Raw genomic sequence first — 20,158 nt, 5'->3', positions numbered from 1 at the left:
TGAGCCAGCCCCTCAATCGCGGCGGCTCGGTTTCATTGTTCACCATTTGTCGTGCACCTGGGGCCGAATCAACTCATCGTAGACAGCGGCGATTGTTTCCCGTGTTTCCGCGGGAAGCGGTGACAGATCGGCGGCGGCCGCGTTGGCACGTGCCTGGTCCGGGTTGCGGGCGCCCGGGATCACCACGGTGAGGCCCGGCTGGTCGATGATCCAGCGCAGCGCGAACTGCGCCATCGTGGCACCGGCCGGCACCAGCGGGCGCAGCCGGCCGACCGCTTCCAGGCCGACCTTGAAGTCCACACCGGAGAACGTCTCGCCGACGTCGAACGCCTCGCCGTTCCGGTTGTAGTTGCGGTGGTCGTCCGCGCCGAACGTGGTGCTCTCGTCATACCGCCCGGAGAGCAGGCCGCTGGCGAGCGGAACGCGGGCGATGATGCCGACACCGGCCTCGGCGGCGGCCGGCAGGACCCGCTCGAGGGGCTTGAGCCGGAACGCGTTGAGGATGATCTGGACGCTGGCGACGCCGGGGCGGGCGATCGCGGTGAGCGCCTCGTTGACGCGTTCGACGCTCACGCCGTACGCTGAGATCCGCTTTTCCTGCACGAGGGTGTCGAGCGAATCGAAGACCTCGTCGGACGAGTAGACCGGGGTGGGCGGGCAGTGCAGCTGCACCAGGTCGAGCGTGTCGACGCCGAGGTTGGCGCGGGAGCGGTCGGTCCAGGCGCGGAAGTTGTCGAGGTGGTAGTTGGCCGGCTCCTGCGCCAGCCGGCGGCCCATCTTGGTGAACACGGTCAGCCCGGGACGGTCCTTGACGAACGAGCCGATGATCTGCTCGCTGCGACCGTCGCCATACACGTCGGCCGTGTCGATGAAGGTGACGCCCGCGTCGACGGCGGCCTGCAGGGTCGCGTGCGCGTCCGCCTCGCTGACCTCGCCCCAGTCGGCGCCGAGCTGCCAGGCGCCGAGGCCCACCACGCCGACGTCGCGTCCCAGCTTCCGAAAGCTTCGTTTTTCCACGTCGTGACCCTACCGCTCAGCTGATAGGTTGAAACAAAACGTACGTACGGTTTGCGTGTGGGTGTGAAGCTCGAGATGTGGAGGTTGTCATGTGGGATCCCGCTGTCTACCGCCGTTTCGGAGCCGAGCGCTCCCGGCCGTTCTTCGACCTGGTCCGGCAGATTGGCGCGGAACAGCCGCGTGCCGTGGTGGACCTGGGCTGCGGGCCCGGTGAGTTGACCCGGACGCTCGCCGAGCGCTGGCCGCGGGCACGGGTGGTCGGCGTCGACTCGTCCCCCGAGATGATCACGAAGGCGGCGGCCGATCCCGGGCCGGTCGAATTCCGGCTCGGTGACATCGCCGGCTGGCGTCCGGAGCCCGGCGTCGACGTGGTGGTCACCAACGCCGCTCTGCAGTGGGTGCCGGGACATCAGGAGATGCTCGTCCGCTGGGTCGGCGAGTTGCCCGCCGGTGCGTGGATCGCGATGCAGGTGCCGGGCAACTTCGACAGCCCCGGCCATCGGGCGGTGCGCGAGATCGGCGCCGGGCCACGCTACGCCGATCGGCTGGACGGGGTGCTGCGGGCCGACCCGGTGGACGACGCGGCGGGGTACGCGGCGTTGCTGACCGGTGCGGGAGCGACCGTCGACGCGTGGGAGACCACCTATCTGCACCTGCTCCCGGCGGCACGGTCCGGTGAGGACCATCCGGTTCTGCGCTGGATGGAGGGGACCGCGCTGCGGCCGGTGCGCGCGGCGCTGGACGCGGAGTCGTGGACCGCGTTTCGTTCTGAGCTGGCACTGCGGATCGCCGCGGAGCATCCGGAGAGGGCCGGTCTGGTCGCCTTTCCCTTCCGCCGTATCTTCGTCGTGGCGCAAACCGCGTAAATCGTCGTGGCGCCAGCCGCGTGTGATCGTCGTGGCGCAAACCGCGTAAATCGGAGGGTGTTGTGGAATCGTTCATCGCCGGCCTGCCGAAGGCCGAACTGCACGTGCACCATGTCGGTTCGGCGTCGCCGCGGATCGTCGCCGAGCTGGCTGCCCGGCACGAGGGCAGCTCCCCGGTACCGGCCGACCCGGAACGGCTCGCCGCGTATTTCGAGTTCCGCGACTTCGCGCACTTCGTCGAGATCTATCTGAGCGTAGTGGACCTGATCCGGGACCCGGAGGACGTGCGGCTGCTGACCTACGAGATCGGCCGTGAGCTGTCCCGCCAGCAGGTGCGCTACGCCGAGCTGACCGTCACGCCGTACTCCAGTGTGCGGCGGGGCATCGCGTCACCGGCGTTCTGCGAGGCGATCGAGGACGCGCGGACCGGTGCCGCCCGTGACTTCGGGGTGGACCTGCGGTGGTGCTTCGACATCCCGGGTGAGGCCGGGCTGGCGGCCGCCGAGGAGACCCTGCGGATCGCCCTGGAGGACCGCCCCGAGGGTTTGATCAGTTTCGGTCTGGGCGGCCCGGAGATCGGGGTGCCGCGGCCGCAGTTCAAGCCGTACTTCGACAAGGCCCGTGCCGCCGGGCTGCACAGCGTGCCGCACGCGGGGGAGACCACCGGGCCGGAGACGATCTGGGACGCGATCCACGAGCTCGGCGCGGAGCGGATCGGGCACGGCATCTCCGCCGCCAAGGACGAGCGGCTGATGGCGTACCTGGCGGAGCACCAGATCCCGCTCGAGGTCTGCCCGACGTCGAACCTGCGGACCCGGGCGGTCGCCACCCTGGCCGAGCACCCGATCGCGACGCTGGTCGCCGCGGGGGTGCCGGTCAGCGTGAACTCCGACGACCCGCCGATGTTCGGCACCACCCTCGAGGGCGAGTACGCGGCCGCCGCCGAGCTGCTCGGCCTCGACCGGGCGGGTGTCGCCGACCTCGCCCGGGCCGCCGTCCGGCACAGCTTCCTGTCGCCGGACGGCAAGTCGGCCCTGCTGGCCGAGATCGGCGCCTACACCGAGAACTATGGGTAGAGCGGGTCCTGCCAGCAGGCCACCATGGTGATCGTGCCGATGGTCAGGATCGTCAGCCATCGGACCAGCCGTCGGCGGTTGAACCGGGCCGGACCCTCATCCGGCTCGGTCTCCGGCCTGCTCAGTACCTTGGACATCCGCCCTCCCATCGTTCGTCGCGTCGTTCGGGTTCCCTAGTCGGGAACCGCCGTCCAGCTCTGGTGCCGCTGCCCGGTGTCCGGCTGGAGCACCAGCACCCGGTGCTGTGTGCCGAACCGCTGGGCACCCACGCCCACCACCAGGTTTCCGGTGGTGCTGCGCAGCGTGAAGCCGTAGTCGGAGGCCTGCAACATCCAGCGGGCCCCGGCCGCGGCATAACAGTCGCCCTGCACCAGGGGTGCACCGGCGACGGGCGTGCCGCCGAGCGCGACCGCGCATCGGTTGCTCGCCTTGGAGACCAGTGAATAGCTGCCGTTCTCGGCCGGCACCAGCTGCCACTGCTGCTGGGCGCCGCCGTCCTCGCCGCCGAGGGTGATCGGCGTGCCGTCGTCGGTCCGTGCGGCGTACAGGTCGGCCGCACCGCCGGTCAGCGAGTTGGTCAGCAGGAACCACGAGTTCTGCACCGGGCGGGCCGCCGGAGCGGTCACCGCGGTGCCCTTGGCGTGGTAGTCGAGCTTGCGGTTGCGGATCTCCACGAGGTACTGGGAGTCCGGCTTGAGCCCGATCAGGCGGGCCCGGGTGGCGCGGGTGGTGGCCACCGGCTTGCCGCCGACGAAGACCTGGTACGAGGCGTCGTCGGCAGCGGCACTCCAGGTCAGGCGGACCGAGCTGCTTGTCGCCTCCCGGATCTCCAGCACGGCCTGCACACCGTCCTCGGAGGTGCTGCCGTTGCCGGGCGGAGCGGCGGTGTCGTCGCCGGGAGCCTGGTCACCGGTGCCGGCCGGCGGGAGTTCCGCCACGGGCGGGCCGTCGGTGGCACGGGCACCCACCGGGCGCACGACCTCCTCCAGCGGCGGTATCGCCGGGCCGCCGGGGGCGCTCGCGTCCGGGTCCGGCCCGGCCGGGCCGGTGCTCTCCGACACGCTCGGCGCGGGCACCGGGGGAGTGCTGGGACCGGCGGCGCTCGGGCTGGGCGCGGCGCTGCTCGGAGCCGGGTCCGGCGCGGCGGGAGTGGCCGGTGCCTCGCCGGGAAGCGGGGTGGCGTCCGGCTTGATGGCGCCCGGCACGTCCGGGATGTCGTTGCCGCCGTCGCTGCGCAGCAGGAAGTCGCTGAGCGCGACGTTCCAGTGCTCGTCCAGGTAGCTGCGGGGCTTCGGGTCGGTGCTGAAGTAGTCGTCGTGCCCGCAGTCCAGCCGGATCTCGTGCTTCTTCGGGCAGACGTTGCGGACCGGCTTGCCCGAGCGGTCCTCACCGCAGAGCAGGTCGTACTCGTCCACGCAGCCACCGGCGCCGGTGGCGTTGGGCGAGTCGGAGAGGATCGCGCCCAGCGAGTGGGTCAGCTGGTGCGCGGCCATCGCCGAGCTCCAGCACCCGGAGTCGACCCGGGAGTACGACGGGCCGCCGTTGTTGCGGTTGCCGCGGCCGGGCCGGGTGTCCGGGATGTAGGTGGCGATGCCGCAGTAGACGTTGTCGTCGGAGAAGAGCAGGTACTTGCGGTCGGCCCGGTTGTAACCGAGCGTGCGCAGCGACTCGATGGTGTTGACGAACGAGTCGAGGGACTTGTCCGGCAGCTGCACCTCGGCCACGTCGACCCGGCACTCGGGCGTTGTCACGTACCGGATGTGGCGGGAACCGCCGGTCTCCGCGGCGCTGGCGTCGTAGATCGCGTCGACACCGGCGGCCCAGGTGCGGAACGAGTTGAGGAACTTCGCATACCTGCTGGTCTTGGCGGACTCGTGCAGGTAGAGCAGCTGGACCCGCTTGCCGCTGCGGCCGTCGCCGGAGCAGGCCACGTCGTCCGGGCCGAGGATGAAGTCGGCCTGGCCGGGTGCGGCGTCCGGGATCAGCGCCGGCGCGTCCGCGGTCAGCGCGCTGCCACCCTCGTCACGGGCGATCTCGGCGTCGACGGGGACGGCGCCGCTCTCCCGGCGGACCGCGGTGACCTGCTTGACACCCTCGGTCACCGGGGCGACGTCGCGGCGCACGGCTAGGCCGGACGGCGCCGGGTCGGGCCCGTGCGTGCAGGTCTCCTCGTAGAGCTGGTACGAGCCGGCGCAGAGCGAGTCGGCGGCGGCGAGTGTGAGGCCGCTGTAGACCAGGCCCTTCTCCGGGGCGTCCTTGGGCAGCGCCGAGAGCGAGAGCCGGTCCGGGCCGTCGGACGGTGTCGTGCCGATGACGCTGGGGCCCACCACGCCGCCCACGCCGAGCAGGGCTATGCCGAGCGCTACCGGAAGGAGGCGGAAGGTCGCGGAGCGTGTCCGCGGGACCTGGCGCTCGGCCTCCGTGCGGCGCCGCCGTCCTGGCGGTGACCCACGGAACGCGGGCCGGCGATGCGCGGACACTGCGTCTCCTCGTCGAACTGTGTAGCGGTGGGAGGGGCCCTTGGGGTGACCGCCTCCCACCACCTGGGGGCTTACCGGGTCGCGGCGATGGGGACGCGCTGCGAGTTGCGATCCGGGAAGCCGGATGGGATCGGATGGAAGATTGCCAGTTCGGCGCCGCCAGGGGAATGCCTTTAATAGAGATATAAGCAAGCGCTGTTCCGTCCGGGGGACCTGTCCGTCGTAGGCCTTGCTCATTCGCGCCCCGGTCGTTGCCATCGGCGTCGTCCCGGGTCCCGTTCGCGAGTCAGTCTGCCGCGCCCGACCAGGCCGAAACGGCTGGGGGCCGTCGGCGTGGCGTCCGCGTCGGCCAGGAGCATAACGACACTCGCACCGCCCATCGCGGCCCGGTCCAGGCTCACCGATCCGCCGGTGTTCTGTGCCACCCGGCGGGCGATGTCCAGGCCCAGCCCGGTGGACCCCTGGTCGCTCTGGCCGCGCCGCAGCGCCCGCTCCGGGTCGGGGATGCCCGGACCGGCGTCGTCCACCCGCAGCGCCACCCAGCCGTCGCGGCGGGAGAGCCCGACCTCGAAGGCGGTGCCCTGCGGGGTGTAGCGGAAGACGTTGCCGAGCACCGCGTCCAGCGCGGCGGCCAGCTCGGCGCGGGCCACCGGCACCGGGATCCGCAGGTGTGCGCCGACCACCCGGTACTGACGGTCCTGGTCGCCGGCCAGCGCCGACCAGAACGTCATCCGTTCCCGGACCACCTCGCTGGCGTCGCAGAGGCCGTCCTCGGGTGCGGCGACCTGGGCGGCGACCGCCTGCCGGGTGGTGTTGATCAGGTGGTTGACCTCGTCCTCGAGCGTGCTGATCGCCTGCCGGATGCGCCGGATGCCGCGCCGGTGGTCGACCTCCTCCGCGGTGAGGTCGATGATCTGGGTGTCGTCGGGGTCGAGCGCCTCGGCGTCGAGCCGCAGCGCGGTCAGCGGGGTGCGCAGCCGGTGCGACAGGTCGGCGACCAGCTCACGCTCGTCGGTGCGGGTGGTGACGAGGCGGTCCGCCATCCGGTTGAAGGCGTAACCGGCCTCGGCCAGCTCGCGAGGGCCGGAAGGCTGGATGCGGACGCCGAGGTCGCCGTCGCCGACGGCGAGGGCCGCGTCGACCAGGTTGCGGGCCGACGCCACCGCGCCCCGGGCCAGCCGGTCCACGACGAAGACCGCGCCGCTGACCAGAATGACCGCGATGCCGAGCAGCAGCCACCAGTCCCGGGCGGTGTTCTCGTTCAGCTCCGAGCTCGGTACGAACGCCTCGACCACGCGGGTCTTTCCGCCGGTGGTGACCGGGACGAGCCGGACGACGCCGCCCTCGACGTCCTCGACCGTCGGCTGCGGGCTCGTCGCCGCGCGGTCGATGAGACCGGCGTCGGCGTGGCCGCCGGGGGAGGCGGCGAGGCCGGGGGTGTGCACGACAGGTGTGCCGCCGGCGGCTTGGATCGCGGCGGCCACGCCCTTGTCACCGGCGCCGGCGGTGATGGCGCCGACGACGGTCGCGGTGCGCCGGGCAGCCTCGGCCAGGGCCGCGTCCCGGTGGTCGTTGCGCAGGCCCCAGCCGAGCGGCACCAGGAAGACGAGTGCGGCGACAGCGGTGGTGGCGGCGGTGATGTACGCCAGCCGCAACCTCAGTCCGGCGCCACCAACCGGAATCCGACCCCCCGCACGGTGCGCAGGTAGCGGGGCTTCGCCGCGGACTCGCCCAATTTCCGGCGAAGCCAATACAAATGTACGTCGATGGTCTGGTCCTCGCCGACCGATGGCTGTCGCCATACCTCCTCCAACAGCTCACGACGGGATACCACCCGGCCCGGGCGGGCAGCGAGGTACGCCAGCAGGTCGAACTCCTTGCGGGTCAGCGCGAGTGGCTGGTCCCCGAGGGTGGCACTGCGCTCGCCGATGTCCACACGCAGCTCGCCGACCTCGTGGACGGCGGGCTGTGTGGCGCGGCTGGCGCGGCCGACCCGGCGCAGAACGGTGGCGATCCGGGCGTCGAGATGGGCGCCGGTGAACGGCTTCACCATGTAGTCGTCGGCTCCGGCCCGCAGCAGGCGCACGACGGTCTGCTCGTCGTCGCGGGCGGTTGCGATGATGATGGGCACGTCGGTGATGCCGCGCAGCATCCGCAGCGCGTCCGAACCGTCCAGATCGGGCAGCCCGAGATCGAGCACGACCAGGTCGGGCGTCTCCGCGGCGACCCGCCGCAGAGCCTCCAGCGCTGTGCCGACGGCGTGCACGGCGTGCCCCCGGTCGGCGAGCGATCGGAGCATGGCGCCGCGCACGACATGATCGTCTTCGACGAGCAAAACCGTGGCCATGCGAAGACCGTACTGTGCCTGGCAACCGAAACCTAAAGGCTCATCGAGCGAGAGGCTTTGATGACGCTCAGTGATGGAATACGATCCGAAGTGCCGATGTCATTCACCCTTTTCCCCGGTACGCGACTCGCGTTGGCGCGCGAGAGCCTGGCCGGCCTCAGCGTCGGCGACGCCCTCGGCGCGCAGTACTTCGTGCCCGCCAACCGGCCGGCGGACCTGCTCGAGGGCCGGGTCCCCGAGGCGCCCTGGCCGTGGACCGATGACACCGAGCAGGCCTGTTGCCTAGTGGCGACGCTTGCCGACGGTGACTTCGACAGGGACGGTTTCGCTGACCTGCTCGGCGGTGTCTTCGACCCGGGCCGCGGTTACGGCCCGGGCGCGGTGGTGATGCTGCGGGAGATCAGCAACGGCCTCCCGTGGCCGATCGCCGCGGCGGCCGCCTTCGACGGGCAGGGCTCGTGCGGCAACGGCGCGGCGATGCGGGCGGCACCGCTGGGCGCCTGGCACGCCGACTCGCTCGTGCACGCCGCGGCGCAGGGTGCCCGCGCGGCCGAGGTCACCCACGCCCACCCGGAGGGGATCGCCGGTGGTGTGGCGGTGACGGTGGCCGCGGCGGTCGCCGCCGCGGCCCGCCTCAACGGGCACAAGCCGGAACCGGGGCAGCTGCTGCTGGCGGTCGCCGCGCACACCCCGGCCAGCCTGGTCCGGGACGGCGTGGTCGAGGCCGCGGGGTTCACCGGCGGGGTGGCGGAGGCCGCGCACCGGCTCGGCAACGGCAGCCGGGCGACGGCCCAGGACACCGTGCCGTTCGCGCTCTGGGTGGCGGCCCGCTATCTGCACGACTATCCGGCGGCCGTGGCGGCCTGCGTGGTGTCCGGCGGTGACGTGGACACCACAGCGGCGATCGCGGGCGGCGTGGTCGCGGCGCACACCGGCCTGGACGGCATCCCGCCCGCCTGGCTCGCCGCCCGCGAGCCCCTGCCGGCCTGGACGGCCGGCCCCGGCCGCGACTAATCAGCGCAAGGATCGGAAAGCGCGGGCCGGACTGGACGGCCGCGCCGGCCGCGAGTAATCGGAACGCGCAGGCCGCGCCGCGCGAAGCCGGGCGAAACCCGGCGGATAGCATCGTGAACGGCCCGGAGAAGCCGGGCTGTCACCTGCGAATGGAGAACACCGTGTCCGCACCCCGTACACCCGCTGTGGCCGACCCTCTAGTCGTCCCGGCCGGGACTACGGCGGCCGACGCGGTGGCCGCCGCCGGGCTTCCCGCGCACGGGCCGAAAGCGGTCGTCGTGGTCCGCGACGCCGACGGCCGGCTGCGCGACCTGCACTGGGCCCCGGCCGCCGACGCTGAGGTGACCCCGGTCGCGATCGACGAGCCGGACGGCCTCGACGTGCTGCGTCACTCGGCCGCGCACGTGCTCGCGCAGGCCGTGCAGGACGTCTTCCCGGATGCCAGGCTCGGCATCGGCCCGCCGATCCGCGACGGCTTCTACTACGACTTCGACGTCGAGAAGCCGTTCCAGCCGGACGATCTGACGAAGCTCGAGAAGCGGATGCAGGAGATCGTCAAGGCCGGGCAGACCTTCCGCCGCCGGGAGTACGGGTCGCTGGACGAGGCGAAGGCCGAGCTGGCGAGCGAGCCGTACAAGCTCGAGCTGGTCGACATCAAGGGTGACGTCGACCCGGAGGCCGTGGCGGTCGGAGCCGGCGAGCTGACCCACTACGACAACCTCGACAAGGACGGCAAGCGCGTCTGGGGCGACCTGTGCCGCGGCCCGCACCTGCCGTCGACCCGGCTGATCCCGGCGTTCAAGCTGATGCGCTCGGCTGCGGCGTACTGGCGGGGTAGCGAGAAGAACCCGCACCTCCAGCGGATCTACGGAACCGCCTGGCCGTCCCGCGATGAGCTCAAGGCGTACCTGAACCGCCTTGCCGAAGCCGAGCGCCGCGACCACCGCAAGCTGGGCACCGAGCTTGACCTCTTCTCCTTCCCTGATGAGATCGGTTCCGGTCTTGTGGTCTTCCACCCGAAGGGTGGGGTGATCAAGCGCGAGATGGAGGACTACGTCCGGGCGCGGCACATCGAGGAGGGCTTCCAGTACGTCGGCTCGCCGCACATCACCAAGGAAGGGCTGTTCCACACCTCGGGGCACCTGCCCTATTACAAGGACACGATGTTCCCCCCGATGGAGCTCGAGGGGGCGAACTACTACCTCAAGGCGATGAACTGCCCGATGCACAACCTGATCTTCAGGTCGCGCGGGCGGTCCTACCGTGAGCTGCCGATGCGCCTGTTCGAGTTCGGCACGGTCTACCGCTACGAGAAGTCCGGTGTGGTGCACGGCCTGACCCGGGTGCGCGGCCTGACCCAGGACGACTCGCACTCCTACGTCACCGCCGAGCAGGCGCCGGGCGAGATCAAGCACCTGCTGAACTTCGTGCGCTCCCTGCTCGACGACTTCGGCCTGGACGACTACTACCTGGAGCTGTCCACCCGCGACCCGGGAAGCGACAAGTTCATCGGCTCGGACGAGCAGTGGGCGATCGCCACCAAGGTCCTCGAGGACGCGGCCACCGAGTCCGGCCTCGACCTGGTGCTGGACCCCGGTGGCGCGGCCTTCTACGGCCCGAAGATCAGCGTCCAGGCGAAGGACGCGATCGGCCGGACCTGGCAGATGTCGACCATCCAGTACGACTTCAATCAGCCGGCCGGGTTCGGCCTGGAGTACCAGGCGGCGGACGGCACCCGCCAGGAGCCGGTGATGATCCACTCGGCGAAGTTCGGCTCGATCGAGCGGTTCTTCGGCGTGCTGGTCGAGCATTACGCGGGGGCGTTCCCGGCCTGGCTGGCGCCGGTGCAGGTGGTCGGCATCCCGATCCGCGACGACCACGCCGACTATCTCGCCGACTTCGTGGCACTGCTGAAGAAGGAGGGCATCCGGGCCGAGGTCGACTACTCCACCGACCGGATGCAGAAGAAGATCCGTACCGCGCAGCAGCAGAAGATCCCGTTCATGGCGATCGCCGGCGACGACGACGTCAACGGCGGCACGGTGTCGTTCCGCTACCGCGACGGGTCCCAGCGCAACGGTGTCTCGATCGAGGAGGCCGTCGCGCACGTGGCCGAGGTGGTCCGGTCCCGGACCAACGTGGGGCCGTCAGCGGCCTGACCGATGCTCCCGCGGACCCGGTCGCTGTGGCGACCGGGTCCGCCGCGTTTGCGCATAGGATTCGGTTCGTGGACGAGCAGCGGGTGGAGACGGGCGAGCCGGACGGGCTGGAGCGGCTCTGGACGCCGCACCGGATGACCTACATCGTGGGTGGGGACCGTCCGGCCGGTTGCCCGTTCTGCCTGGCTCCCGGGCTGCCCGAGCAGGACAGCCTGATGGTGGCGCGGGGTGAGCACGTCTTCGCGGTGCTCAACCTGTACCCGTACAACCCTGGGCATCTGCTGGTCTGCCCCTATCGGCACGTCGCGGACTACACCGACCTCACCGAGGAGGAGACGGCCGAGGTGGCGGCGTTCACGCGTACGGCGATGCGGGTGATCCGCTCCACGAGCAGCCCGCACGGCTTCAACATCGGTATGAACCAGGGTTCGATCGCCGGCGCCGGTATAGCGGCCCACCTGCACCAGCACGTGGTGCCCCGGTGGGGCGGCGACGCCAACTTCATGCCAGTGATCGGCCAGACCAAGGTGCTGCCGCAGCTACTGGCCGACACCCGGGAGCTGTTCGTCAAGGCGTGGCCGGCGGCTTAGCGCCCGCACCCCCGCTACCACCTCCCCGGCTTAGTGCTCTCACCCCGGCGACCACCTCCTCGGCTGACGGTGCTGTCGCCGGGTCGGTGAGCCACTGGGTCAGCACGCCGGACATCAGTGCCATCTGCGCCGAGCCGACAGTGCGGATCGTCGTCTCGTCGAGCTCGTCCTCGGGGATGCCGGTGGCCATGGCGGCCATGCCGCGCCGCCCCTCCTGGAGGCCGGCCGTGAGCTGAGCCCGCAGCTCCGGCGTGTGCTCGCTCTGGATCAGCACCTCGACGCTGGCCATCCACAACTGCCGGTGTGCCTGGATGGAGCCGATCACCCGCTGCCAGAACCGCAGCATCGGATCTTCGCTCTCGGCGCTCTCGTTGCCGGGTTCCGGGCCGAGTGCCTGCCCGACCGTCTCGCCCCACTCCTCGATCGCGCTCAGCATCGCCGCGGTCATCAGCGACCTGGTCGAGCCGTAGTGATAGCCGATCGACGCCAGGTTCGTCCCGGAAGCGGACACGATGTCGCGTGCGGTGACGTTGGCGAAGCCCTTCTCGTACAGCGCGCGCTTCGCTCCGACCAGCAGATCTTCCCGGTGACCCATGATGCGCATCCTAACTTCTATACAAACGTCTAAGACGTTTGTATAGTTGAGCCATGACGAACTCAGATGTACTGATCTCCGGTGCGGGTGTCGCGGGTCCGGCGCTGGCCTTCTGGCTGCGCCGGGCCGGGTGGCGGGTCACCGTCGTCGAGCGGGCGCCGTCCCTGCGCGAGGGCGGCTACAAGGTCGACGTCCGCGGTGCCGCCACCACCGTGCTGAAGCGGATGGGGCTGCACGAGGCCGCCAAGCGGCGCGACACCGGGATGCGGCAGGTCACCTACGTCCGGCCCGACGGGCGGAAGATCGCGAGTCTCCCCGCCGACCTGCTGATGGGCCGCCGCGGCGACGACCTGGAGATCATGCGAGGCGACCTGAGCCTGATCCTGCGGGACGCCACCACCGACGTCGACTACCGGTTCGGCGACGCCATCGCCGGCCTGTCCGACGGTCCCGGCGGTGTGGACGTGACGTTCACCAGCGGCCGCACCGGGCGGTTCGCCTTCGTGGTCGCCGCCGACGGGCTGAACTCGTCGACCCGGCGCATGGTGCTGGGTGAGACTCCGCTGAGCCACCTCGGTGCGTACATCTCGATCTTCTCGGTCCCGAACGACCTCGGTCTGGACCGCGAAGAGGTGATGTACACCGAACCCGGCCGCCTGATCTTCGCCTATGCGATGGGCCCGAAAGAGCCCGCCAAGGTCGGCATGACCTTCGCCGCCGAGCCGCTCGACTACGACCGCCGCGACGTCGCCGCGCAGAAAGACCTGGTCCGAGCGGCCTTCGCCGGGCGCGGCTGGCGCAGTGACGCCTTCCTGGAGGCGCTCGGGCCGGCTGACGACTTCTACTTCGACTCGCTCAGCCAGGTCGAGCTGCCGCGCTGGTCCTCGGGCCGGGTCGTGATGCTCGGCGACACGGCCTACTGCCCGTCACCGGCGTCGGGCCAGGGCACCAGCCTGGCCTTGGTGGGCGCGTTCGTGCTCGCCGAGGAGCTGGCGAAGGCGGGCGGGGATCCCCTCGCCGCCTTCGCCGCCTACGAGCGCGCCCTCCGGCCGTATGTCGAGAAGAACCTGGCCTTCGGCCGCAAGATGGCCAAGGACATGGTTCCCGGGAGCCGGCTGGCGATTGCCTTCCGCAACTACGGCATGCGCACCCTGCGATTCCACCCGCGCAAGGAGCAGGTGATCAACAAGGTGCTCGCGCCGATGCACGCGGCGGCGAACGCCATCACTATCTGACCGAGACGTGCTCCTTGCGGACGGTGTCGGCCAGGTGCGGGGGCATCGGCTCGTGCCGGATGTAACGGCGGCTGAACGTGCCGGTGCCCGAGGTGATGGCACGCAGCTCCACCGCGTAACGGACCAACTCGGTGGCGGGCACCTCGGCGCGGACCAGGCTGGCCTCGCCCTCACCGCCGGACTCGCTGCCCAGGGGCCGGCCGCGGCGGCCGGAGAGGTCGCTCATCACCGCGCCGACGTAGGCCTCCGGCACCCGGACCTCGACCTCGTCGACCGGCTCCAGCAGGGTGATCTGCCCGCTCTCGGCGGCGGCGCGCAGCGCCAGCGCACCGGCGGTCTGGAAAGCCGCGTCCGACGAGTCGACGCTGTGAGCCTTGCCGTCGTAGAGGGTGACCTTGAGGTCGACCACCGGGTAACCGGCCGCCAGCCCGCGCTCGAGCTGGGCGCGGACACCCTTCTCCACCGACGGGATGTAGTTGTGCGGCACCGCGCCGCCGACCACCTTGTCCACGAACTGGAAGCCCTCGCCGCGGGGGAGCGGCTGCACGTCGATGTCGCACACCGCGTACTGGCCGTGGCCGCCGGACTGCTTGACGTGCCGCCCGTGGCCTTTCGCGCCGGCGCCGAAGGTCTCCCGCAGCGCCACCTTCACCGGCTCGGTGTCCAGCTCGACACCGCCGGAGCGGAGCCGGTCCAGGACCACGTCGGCGTGCGCCTCGCCCATCGTCCAGAGGACGAGCTGGTGTGTTTCCGGGTTGCGCTCCAGGCGCAGCGTCGGGTCGCCGGCGACGAGGCGGCCCAGGTTCTTGGCCAGAGCGTCCTCGTCGGAGCGGGTCTTCGCCACCACGGCGATCGGCAGCTGCGGCTCCGGCATCCGCCACGGCGCCATCAGCAGCGGATTGTCCTTGCTGGAGAGCGTGTCACCGGTCTCGGCACTGCCCGACTTGGTGATCGCGCAGAGGTCGCCGGCGACGGCCTGCGGCACCTCGCGCAGCTGGGCGCCGAGCGGGACGTAGACGTGCGCCACCCGCTCGTCGGAGTCGTGGTCGGGGTGCCCGCGCTCGGCCATCCCGTGCCCGGAGACGTGCAGTGTCTGATCCGGGCGCAGGGTGCCGGAGAAGACCCGGACCAAGGAGACCCGGCCGACGTGCCGGTCGATCGTGGTGCGGACCACCTCGGCCACCAGCGGGCCGGCCGGATCACAGGTCAGCGGCGGGCGCGGCGAGCCGTCCACTCCGGTGACCACCGGGAGGTCGTGCTCCAGCGGCGACGGCGCGCCGTTGACCAGCCCGTCGAGCAGAGCGTCAAGCCCGACGCCGGTGCCCGCGCAGACCGGGATCACCGGGTAGAAGTTGCCCCGGGCGACGGCCTTCTCCAGGTCCGGTATCAGGGCCTCGGTGTCGATCAGCTCACCGCCCAGGTAACGGTCCATCAGGGTCTCGTCCTCGCTCTCGGCGATGATCCCCTCGATGAGCGTGTTCCGGTCGTCGGCGATCGGGTTGAGGTGCTCCGGCTCGGCGGCGCCGGCCCGCGGCGGGTAGCCCTGTGAGTAGTCCAGGACCTTGAGCGTGACCAGACCGAGCAGGCCGGCGACCGACTGGCCGTCGTCACCCAGCATCGGCTGGTAGATCGGCATCACGTTCTCGCCGAACGCCTCCTGGCAGTCCTGGAGGGCCTCCTCGTAGTCGGCGCGCGGATGGTCGAGCCGGGTGATCGCCACGGCGCGGGGCATGCCGACGGCGGCGCACTCCTCCCAGAGGGAGACGGTGGACTCGTCGACACCGTCGACCGCGGAGACGACGAAGAGCGCGGCGTCGGCTGCGCGCAGGCCGGCCCGCAGCTCACCGACGAAGTCGGCATACCCGGGGGTGTCGAGCAGGTTGATCTTCACGTCCTGATGCGTCAGCGGGGCACAGGAGAGCGCCACCGAGCGCTGCTGCCGTACCGCTGCCGGATCGTGATCGGTGACCGTGGTGCCGTCGGTGACCGTGCCCGCCCGCGGAATCGTCCCGGTGGCCGCGAGCAGTGCCTCGACCAGGGTCGTCTTGCCGGAACCGGAGTGGCCAACCAGCACCACGTTGCGAACTCTGCCGGGGTCTGTCACCACCGGCGCAGTCGCGCCGGCAAGTCCCTTCTCCGAAGTCTTCTGCGCCATGCCGAGCGCTCCTGTCGTAGCTGTTTCGTTACGCCGCTGTCCTGCAAATCCCACACCCGGCGCTCCACCGGCCGCAAGCGTCTTCAGCCTACGAACTGTGCCGGATGGTGACGATCCGGCCAACCACGGCCCCGAGCCGTGCCGCTGCTGGTCGCACGCCGTTATGGTGGGACGGCCATGGCAAAGATCGTTCAAACTACGGCGCGTGCCGTCGTCTCATATGTGCTGCACCCGGTCGCCCGTTTCCTGCTCCGGGTCGGCGTCTCACCCAATGCCGTCACCATCGCCGGCACCGTCGGTGTGTTGATCGGCTCCTACTTCGGTGCACAGGGCTACCTGTTCTGGGGCACCGTGATCGTAACCGCCTGTGCGCTCACCGACGCACTCGACGGCACAATGGCCCGCATGCGGGGTGGTACCGGAAAATTCGGGGCACTCCTGGACTCGTCCATGGACCGTCTCGCCGACGGTGCCGTGTTCGGGGCGGTCGCCTATTACCTGGCCACCGAGGGCAACCCCTACGGCGGCATGGTCGCCGCGCTGATCAGCCTGGTCGCGGGTCAGGTCGTCTCCTATGTGAAGGCACGGGCGCAGAGCCTGGGGCTGAACGCGGACGTCGGCATCGCCGAGCGTCTCGAACGGCTGCTGATCGTGGGCGCGGGTGGCCTGCTCGGCGCGGCCGGGCTGGACTGGGGTCTGCCGGCGGCGTTGTGGGTGCTCGCGGCGCTCTCGTTGTTCACCGTCTTCCAGCGGCTGATCAGTGCGGCTCGCTCCGACTCCGTCACCGACGGCGAGGCGCCGGCGTGATCAAGGATCGGCTGATCGAATTCGGTTACGCGGCCGGCTGGCGGGTGGTGCGGGCACTGCCGCTGCCGGTCGCCCGCAAGCTCTTCACCGTGGCGGCGGACCGGGCGTACAGGGCGAACGGACCGGCCACCCAGCGGCTGCGGGCCAACCTGCGGCAGGTGGCCGGGCCGGACATGCCGGACACCCTGGTACGCGACGGGCTCCGCTCCTACGCCCGCTACTGGATGGAGGCGTTCCGCCTCCCGTCGCAGAGCCGGCAGCACTTCCTCGACGGCTTCTTCATGGAGCCGGACAGCTACCAGCAGCTGAAGAAGGCGGTGGCCGACGGCCGGGGTGCGGTCCTCGCCCTGCCGCACCTGGCGAACTGGGACGTCGCCGGCGCCTGGGTGGCCTCACACGACTGGCCGATGATCACGGTCGCCGAGCGGCTCAAGCCGGAGGGCGTGTTCAAGGCGTTCCTGGAGTACCGGGAGAAGCTCGGTATGAAGGTGCTGCCGCTCACCGGCGGCGAACGGCCCCCGCTCGACGTGCTCGGCGAACACCTCGAGAAGGGGTGGGTGGTGGCGCTGCTCGCCGACCGTGACCTGTCCCGCTCCGGGGTCGAGGTGAAGTTCTTCGGCGGGCGCACCCGGATGCCGGCCGGGCCGGCGATCCTGGCCATCCGTACCGGCGCGCCGCTCTACGCGGTGGATCTCTGGTTCGAGAAGAACCGCACCGTGTCGCGGATGCGGAGGATCACCCCGCCGGTCGACGGCCCGCTCGACGAACGGGTCAAGCAGACTACGCAGCAACTCGCCGACGCCTACGCGGCCGGCCTCGCCGAGCACCCGCAGGACTGGCACATGCTCCAGAAGCTGTGGCTCTGAAAGGGGGTGCGCCATGCGGATCGGGATCGTCTCGCCGTACTCGTTCGACGTCCCGGGCGGTGTGCAGAACCACATCATGGACCTGGCGGAGGCGCTGATCGGCCTCGGTCACGTGGTCAGCGTGCTCGCGCCCGCCGACGACGACGCCGAGTTGCCGGGCTACGTCGTCTCGGCAGGCCGGGCGATGCCACTGCCGTACAACGGGTCGGTCGCCCGGATCGCCTTCGGGCCGATCTCCACCGCCCGGGTGCGGCGCTGGCTGGCCAAAGGCGAGTTCGACGTGCTGCACGTCCACGAGCCGATCTCGCCCAGCATCTCGTTCCTCGCCGTCCTCTCCGCCCGCGGCCCGGTCGTCGCCACCTTCCACACCGCGATCATCCGCTCCCGGATGCTCTCCGCGGCGCAGACGTTCGTCCAACCGGTCGTCGAGAAGATCACCGCGCGGATCGCGGTCAGCGAACTGGCCCGCAAGGTGCAGGTCGAACACCTCGGCGGCGGCGCGGTCGAGATACCCAACGGCGTCGCGGTGGCGAAGTTCGCCTCGGCTGCGCCTTTGCCGGGATGGCCCGGCGAGGGTGGTGCGCTGGGCTTCCTGGGCCGTTTCACCGAGTCACGCAAAGGCTTCCCCCTGTTGCGTACGGCGTATGTCACTCTCGCCAAGGAGCGACCCGGGCTGCGACTGCTCGTGGCCGGGCCGGGGGACCGCGACGAGCTCTACGACGACATCCCCGCGGAGCTTCACCACCGGGTGGAGTTCCTCGGCCTGGTCTCCGAGGCGGACAAGGCCCGGATGCTGCGCAGCGTCGACGTCTATGTGGCGCCGAACACCGGCGGTGAGAGCTTCGGCATGATCCTCACCGAGGCGATGGCCGCGGGAGCCGCGATCGCCGCCAGCGACCTCGACGCGTTCCGGCGGGTGCTCGACGGCGGCCGGGCCGGTGCTCTCTTCCCGAACGGCGACGCGGGTGCGCTGACCGCCCTGCTCGGCGAGCTGCTCGACGACCCGGGGCGGCGGGCTGAACTGTCGTCGTGCGCGCGTACCGCCGTCGCCGCGTTCGACTGGCCCAGCGTGGCCAACCGGGTACTCGAGGTGTACGCGACCGCGATCGAGGCCACCGACGGGCGGGTTTTCGACGACGAGTGGGCCGAGCCCGGTAAGGGCACGTAACGGGGCGACACATTCCGGCACTACGATGCCCGGCATGTGGTGGGTGGTGGGAGTCGTCGTGCTGGCCGCGATCTTCTCGGCGTACCTCGGCTGGACCGCTCAGCGAGTGGAGCGCCTGCACGTGCGGGCGCAGTCGGCCGAGCGCGCCCTCGACGCGCATCTGATGCGCCGCGCGGCCGCCGCCGCGGTGGTCGCCGAGAAGGGGGAGTCGGTCGAGCTCTACGCCGCGGCCCGCCTGGCGCTGGACGCCTCGCCGGGCGACCGCGAATCCGCGGAGAACGACCTCACCCGGCAGTTGCAGACCGTCGTCCTCGACCCGGGAGAACCCGCGTCGAGGACGCTCATCGCCACCAGCCGGCGGGTGGTGCTGGCACGCCAGGTGCACACCGATCTGGTACGCGACGCGCTCAGCGCCCGCCGGCGTGTCCTGGTGCGGGTGCTCGGGCTGACCCGCCGTCACCCGCGCCCGGAGTACTTCGACATCGTCGAGCCGGCGCTCCCGGACCTGCCGCCGGTGGTGGTGCCGATGCCGGCTCATCCGGCTGAGGGTGTGCTTCCCGCCGCTCCGGTCTGACCCTTTCGCCGGCCGCTCTTCCTCGCCGGCCGCTCTTCCTCGCCGGCCGCTTTATTGCCGGCCGGGTTCGTTACCAGCCGCGTTCGGAGAGGCGGTGCGGGACCGGCTCGTCCTCGACGTTGATGCCGACCATGGCCTCGCCCAGGCCGCGGGAGACCTTGGCGATCACGTCCGGGTCGTCGTGGAAGGTGGTGGCCTTGACGATCGCCGCCGCCCGCTGGGCCGGGTTGCCGGACTTGAAGATGCCGGAGCCGACGAAGACGCCCTCCGCGCCGAGCTGCATCATCATCGCGGCGTCCGCGGGGGTCGCGATGCCGCCCGCGGTGAACAGCACCACCGGGAGCTTGCCGGCCTCGGCAACCTCCTTGACCAGTTCGAAGGGTGCCTGAAGCTCCTTCGCGGCGACGTACAGCTCGTCCTCCGGCAGCGTCTGCAGGCGACGGATCTCACCGCGGATCTTGCGCATGTGCGTGGTGGCGTTCGAGACGTCGCCGGTGCCGGCCTCACCCTTGGAGCGGATCATCGCCGCGCCCTCGGTGATGCGCCGCAGAGCCTCGCCGAGGTTCGTCGCCCCGCAGACGAAAGGCACCGTGAACTGCCACTTGTCGATGTGGTTCGCGTAGTCGGCGGGCGTGAGAACCTCGGACTCGTCCACGTAGTCGACGCCGAGCGACTGGAGCACCTGCGCCTCGACGAAATGACCGATCCGGGCCTTGGCCATCACCGGGATGGACACCGTGTTGATGATCTGGTCGATCATGTCCGGGTCGGACATGCGGGACACGCCACCCTGGGCCCGGATGTCGGCCGGCACCCGCTCGAGCGCCATGACCGCGACGGCACCCGAGTCCTCGGCGATCTTTGCCTGCTCCGGGGTGACCACGTCCATGATCACGCCGCCCTTGAGCATCTCCGCCATACCGCGCTTCACGCGGGCGGTTCCGACGGCGGGCTGGTTCTCAGACATGGGAAATCGGCTCCTCGTGCGGGGTTTCGGTGAACGGGATCCTACGAACCTGCGACACGCCCTCCGATAGCCAATCGACCTGCCGGTGGCCTGTTCCGCCTCCGGACACGCCGGGAGCCGCCCCTCGGGCGGCCTAATTTTCGCAGCTCAGCCCGGCGGAACGAGCAACTTCGCCAACAGCCCACGGGGACGTCATCTCCCACCCCGCCGCCCCGCCGCCCCACCCCGCCGCCCTCTCCTTC

General features: G+C 70.9%; 18 protein-coding genes. 10 read left to right on the top strand and 8 right to left on the bottom strand.

What is annotated here, in order from left to right; all coding sequences use genetic code 11:
* Positions 1-39: 39 nt before the first annotated feature.
* Positions 40-1,017 carry an aldo/keto reductase gene (locus tag ACFQV6_RS33580; protein WP_378031676.1) on the bottom strand — a complete coding sequence of 326 codons (978 nt, stop codon included), beginning with the start codon at positions 1,015-1,017 and terminating at the stop codon, positions 40-42.
* A gap of 89 nt (positions 1,018-1,106) precedes the next feature.
* On the opposite strand from ACFQV6_RS33580, the gene ACFQV6_RS33575 reads away from it, so the two are divergent.
* Positions 1,107-1,883 (top strand): trans-aconitate 2-methyltransferase, encoded by a 777-nt coding sequence (locus ACFQV6_RS33575; protein WP_378031675.1) that lies wholly within the window; start codon positions 1,107-1,109, stop codon positions 1,881-1,883.
* A 62-nt stretch (positions 1,884-1,945) separates the two neighbouring features.
* Positions 1,946-2,959 (top strand): adenosine deaminase, encoded by a 1,014-nt coding sequence (locus ACFQV6_RS33570; RefSeq protein ID WP_378031674.1) that lies wholly within the window; start codon positions 1,946-1,948, stop codon positions 2,957-2,959.
* Here ACFQV6_RS33570 and ACFQV6_RS33565 read toward each other — a convergent pair.
* From ACFQV6_RS33565 to ACFQV6_RS33550, 4 genes are all read right to left on the bottom strand, one after another.
* A complete protein-coding gene (locus tag ACFQV6_RS33565) occupies positions 2,950-3,096 on the bottom strand; it encodes a hypothetical protein (protein ID WP_378031673.1) in 147 nt (48 codons plus the stop codon). The two genes, ACFQV6_RS33570 and ACFQV6_RS33565, sit on opposite strands and share 10 nt — an antisense overlap.
* 36 nt (positions 3,097-3,132) lie before the next feature.
* Positions 3,133-5,439, bottom strand: coding sequence for an RICIN domain-containing protein (locus ACFQV6_RS33560; protein ID WP_378031672.1), 2,307 nt, complete (start codon positions 5,437-5,439; stop codon positions 3,133-3,135).
* 233 nt (positions 5,440-5,672) lie between these two features.
* Positions 5,673-7,094, bottom strand: coding sequence for an ATP-binding protein (locus ACFQV6_RS33555; RefSeq protein WP_378031671.1), 1,422 nt, complete (start codon positions 7,092-7,094; stop codon positions 5,673-5,675).
* A 2-nt stretch (positions 7,095-7,096) separates the two neighbouring features.
* The gene (locus ACFQV6_RS33550) at positions 7,097-7,786 is read right to left on the bottom strand and encodes a response regulator transcription factor (RefSeq protein ID WP_378031670.1); all 690 of its coding nucleotides are present in this window, start codon (positions 7,784-7,786) and stop codon (positions 7,097-7,099) included.
* Between the two features lie 96 nt (positions 7,787-7,882).
* Here ACFQV6_RS33550 and ACFQV6_RS33545 point away from each other — a divergent pair, with 96 nt between their 5' ends.
* From ACFQV6_RS33545 to ACFQV6_RS33535, 3 genes are all read left to right on the top strand, one after another.
* On the top strand, positions 7,883-8,800 hold the full coding sequence (locus ACFQV6_RS33545; protein WP_378031669.1) for an ADP-ribosylglycohydrolase family protein: 918 nt from the start codon (positions 7,883-7,885) through the stop codon (positions 8,798-8,800).
* Positions 8,801-8,961: 161 nt separating this feature from the next.
* Complete coding sequence (gene thrS / locus ACFQV6_RS33540; protein ID WP_378031668.1) at positions 8,962-10,959, top strand: threonine--tRNA ligase; 1,998 nt, start codon at positions 8,962-8,964, stop codon at positions 10,957-10,959.
* A gap of 134 nt (positions 10,960-11,093) precedes the next feature.
* Positions 11,094-11,549, top strand: a complete 456-nt coding sequence (locus ACFQV6_RS33535; protein WP_378031765.1) for an HIT family protein — start codon at positions 11,094-11,096, stop codon at positions 11,547-11,549.
* Here ACFQV6_RS33535 and ACFQV6_RS33530 read toward each other — a convergent pair.
* Positions 11,527-12,144, bottom strand: coding sequence for a TetR/AcrR family transcriptional regulator (locus ACFQV6_RS33530; protein WP_378031667.1), 618 nt, complete (start codon positions 12,142-12,144; stop codon positions 11,527-11,529). The genes ACFQV6_RS33535 and ACFQV6_RS33530 overlap by 23 nt on opposite strands.
* A gap of 53 nt (positions 12,145-12,197) precedes the next feature.
* On the opposite strand from ACFQV6_RS33530, the gene ACFQV6_RS33525 reads away from it, so the two are divergent.
* Positions 12,198-13,379 (top strand): FAD-dependent monooxygenase, encoded by a 1,182-nt coding sequence (locus tag ACFQV6_RS33525; protein ID WP_378031666.1) that lies wholly within the window; start codon positions 12,198-12,200, stop codon positions 13,377-13,379.
* On the opposite strand, the gene ACFQV6_RS33520 is transcribed toward ACFQV6_RS33525, so the two are convergent.
* Positions 13,372-15,534 (bottom strand): elongation factor G-like protein EF-G2, encoded by a 2,163-nt coding sequence (locus ACFQV6_RS33520; protein WP_378031665.1) that lies wholly within the window; start codon positions 15,532-15,534, stop codon positions 13,372-13,374. The genes ACFQV6_RS33525 and ACFQV6_RS33520 overlap by 8 nt on opposite strands.
* A gap of 177 nt (positions 15,535-15,711) precedes the next feature.
* On the opposite strand from ACFQV6_RS33520, the gene pgsA reads away from it, so the two are divergent.
* From pgsA to ACFQV6_RS33500, 4 genes are read left to right on the top strand one after another with little or no spacing between them, the layout of a single operon-like run.
* Positions 15,712-16,341: a phosphatidylinositol phosphate synthase gene (gene pgsA / locus ACFQV6_RS33515; protein WP_378031664.1), complete on the top strand. Its 630-nt coding sequence runs from the start codon at positions 15,712-15,714 to the stop codon at positions 16,339-16,341.
* Positions 16,341-17,207, top strand: a complete 867-nt coding sequence (locus ACFQV6_RS33510) for a phosphatidylinositol mannoside acyltransferase (protein WP_378031764.1) — start codon at positions 16,341-16,343, stop codon at positions 17,205-17,207. The genes pgsA and ACFQV6_RS33510 overlap by 1 nt, the downstream gene beginning before the upstream one ends.
* Before the next feature lie 13 nt (positions 17,208-17,220).
* Positions 17,221-18,375, top strand: coding sequence for a glycosyltransferase family 4 protein (locus ACFQV6_RS33505; RefSeq protein ID WP_378031663.1), 1,155 nt, complete (start codon positions 17,221-17,223; stop codon positions 18,373-18,375).
* 25 nt (positions 18,376-18,400) lie between these two features.
* Positions 18,401-18,949, top strand: a complete 549-nt coding sequence (locus tag ACFQV6_RS33500) for a hypothetical protein (RefSeq protein WP_378031662.1) — start codon at positions 18,401-18,403, stop codon at positions 18,947-18,949.
* Positions 18,950-19,019: 70 nt separating this feature from the next.
* On the opposite strand, the gene pdxS is transcribed toward ACFQV6_RS33500, so the two are convergent.
* Positions 19,020-19,916 carry a pyridoxal 5'-phosphate synthase lyase subunit PdxS gene (gene pdxS, locus ACFQV6_RS33495; protein ID WP_378031661.1) on the bottom strand — a complete coding sequence of 299 codons (897 nt, stop codon included), beginning with the start codon at positions 19,914-19,916 and terminating at the stop codon, positions 19,020-19,022.
* Between the last annotated feature and the right edge of the window lie 242 nt (positions 19,917-20,158).

The sequence above is a fragment of the Actinoplanes sp. GCM10030250 genome (assembly GCF_042666575.1).
Taxonomy (GTDB): domain Bacteria; phylum Actinomycetota; class Actinomycetes; order Mycobacteriales; family Micromonosporaceae; genus Actinoplanes.
Note: the sequence above shows the minus strand (reverse complement) of the source record. Positions and strands in the feature narration are given on the sequence as shown.

Coding starts and splice junctions, on each gene's coding strand:
- ACFQV6_RS33575 (WP_378031675.1), top strand. CDS start 1,107: ATGTGGGATCCCGCTGTCTACCGCCGTTTCGGAGCCGAGCGCTCCCGG.
- ACFQV6_RS33565 (WP_378031673.1), bottom strand. CDS start 3,096: ATGTCCAAGGTACTGAGCAGGCCGGAGACCGAGCCGGATGAGGGTCCG.
- ACFQV6_RS33550 (WP_378031670.1), bottom strand. CDS start 7,786: ATGGCCACGGTTTTGCTCGTCGAAGACGATCATGTCGTGCGCGGCGCC.
- ACFQV6_RS33545 (WP_378031669.1), top strand. CDS start 7,883: ATGTCATTCACCCTTTTCCCCGGTACGCGACTCGCGTTGGCGCGCGAG.
- ACFQV6_RS33535 (WP_378031765.1), top strand. CDS start 11,094: ATGACCTACATCGTGGGTGGGGACCGTCCGGCCGGTTGCCCGTTCTGC.
- ACFQV6_RS33530 (WP_378031667.1), bottom strand. CDS start 12,144: ATGGGTCACCGGGAAGATCTGCTGGTCGGAGCGAAGCGCGCGCTGTAC.
- ACFQV6_RS33525 (WP_378031666.1), top strand. CDS start 12,198: ATGACGAACTCAGATGTACTGATCTCCGGTGCGGGTGTCGCGGGTCCG.
- ACFQV6_RS33520 (WP_378031665.1), bottom strand. CDS start 15,534: ATGGCGCAGAAGACTTCGGAGAAGGGACTTGCCGGCGCGACTGCGCCG.
- pgsA (WP_378031664.1), top strand. CDS start 15,712: ATGGCAAAGATCGTTCAAACTACGGCGCGTGCCGTCGTCTCATATGTG.
- ACFQV6_RS33505 (WP_378031663.1), top strand. CDS start 17,221: ATGCGGATCGGGATCGTCTCGCCGTACTCGTTCGACGTCCCGGGCGGT.
- ACFQV6_RS33500 (WP_378031662.1), top strand. CDS start 18,401: ATGCCCGGCATGTGGTGGGTGGTGGGAGTCGTCGTGCTGGCCGCGATC.
- pdxS (WP_378031661.1), bottom strand. CDS start 19,916: ATGTCTGAGAACCAGCCCGCCGTCGGAACCGCCCGCGTGAAGCGCGGT.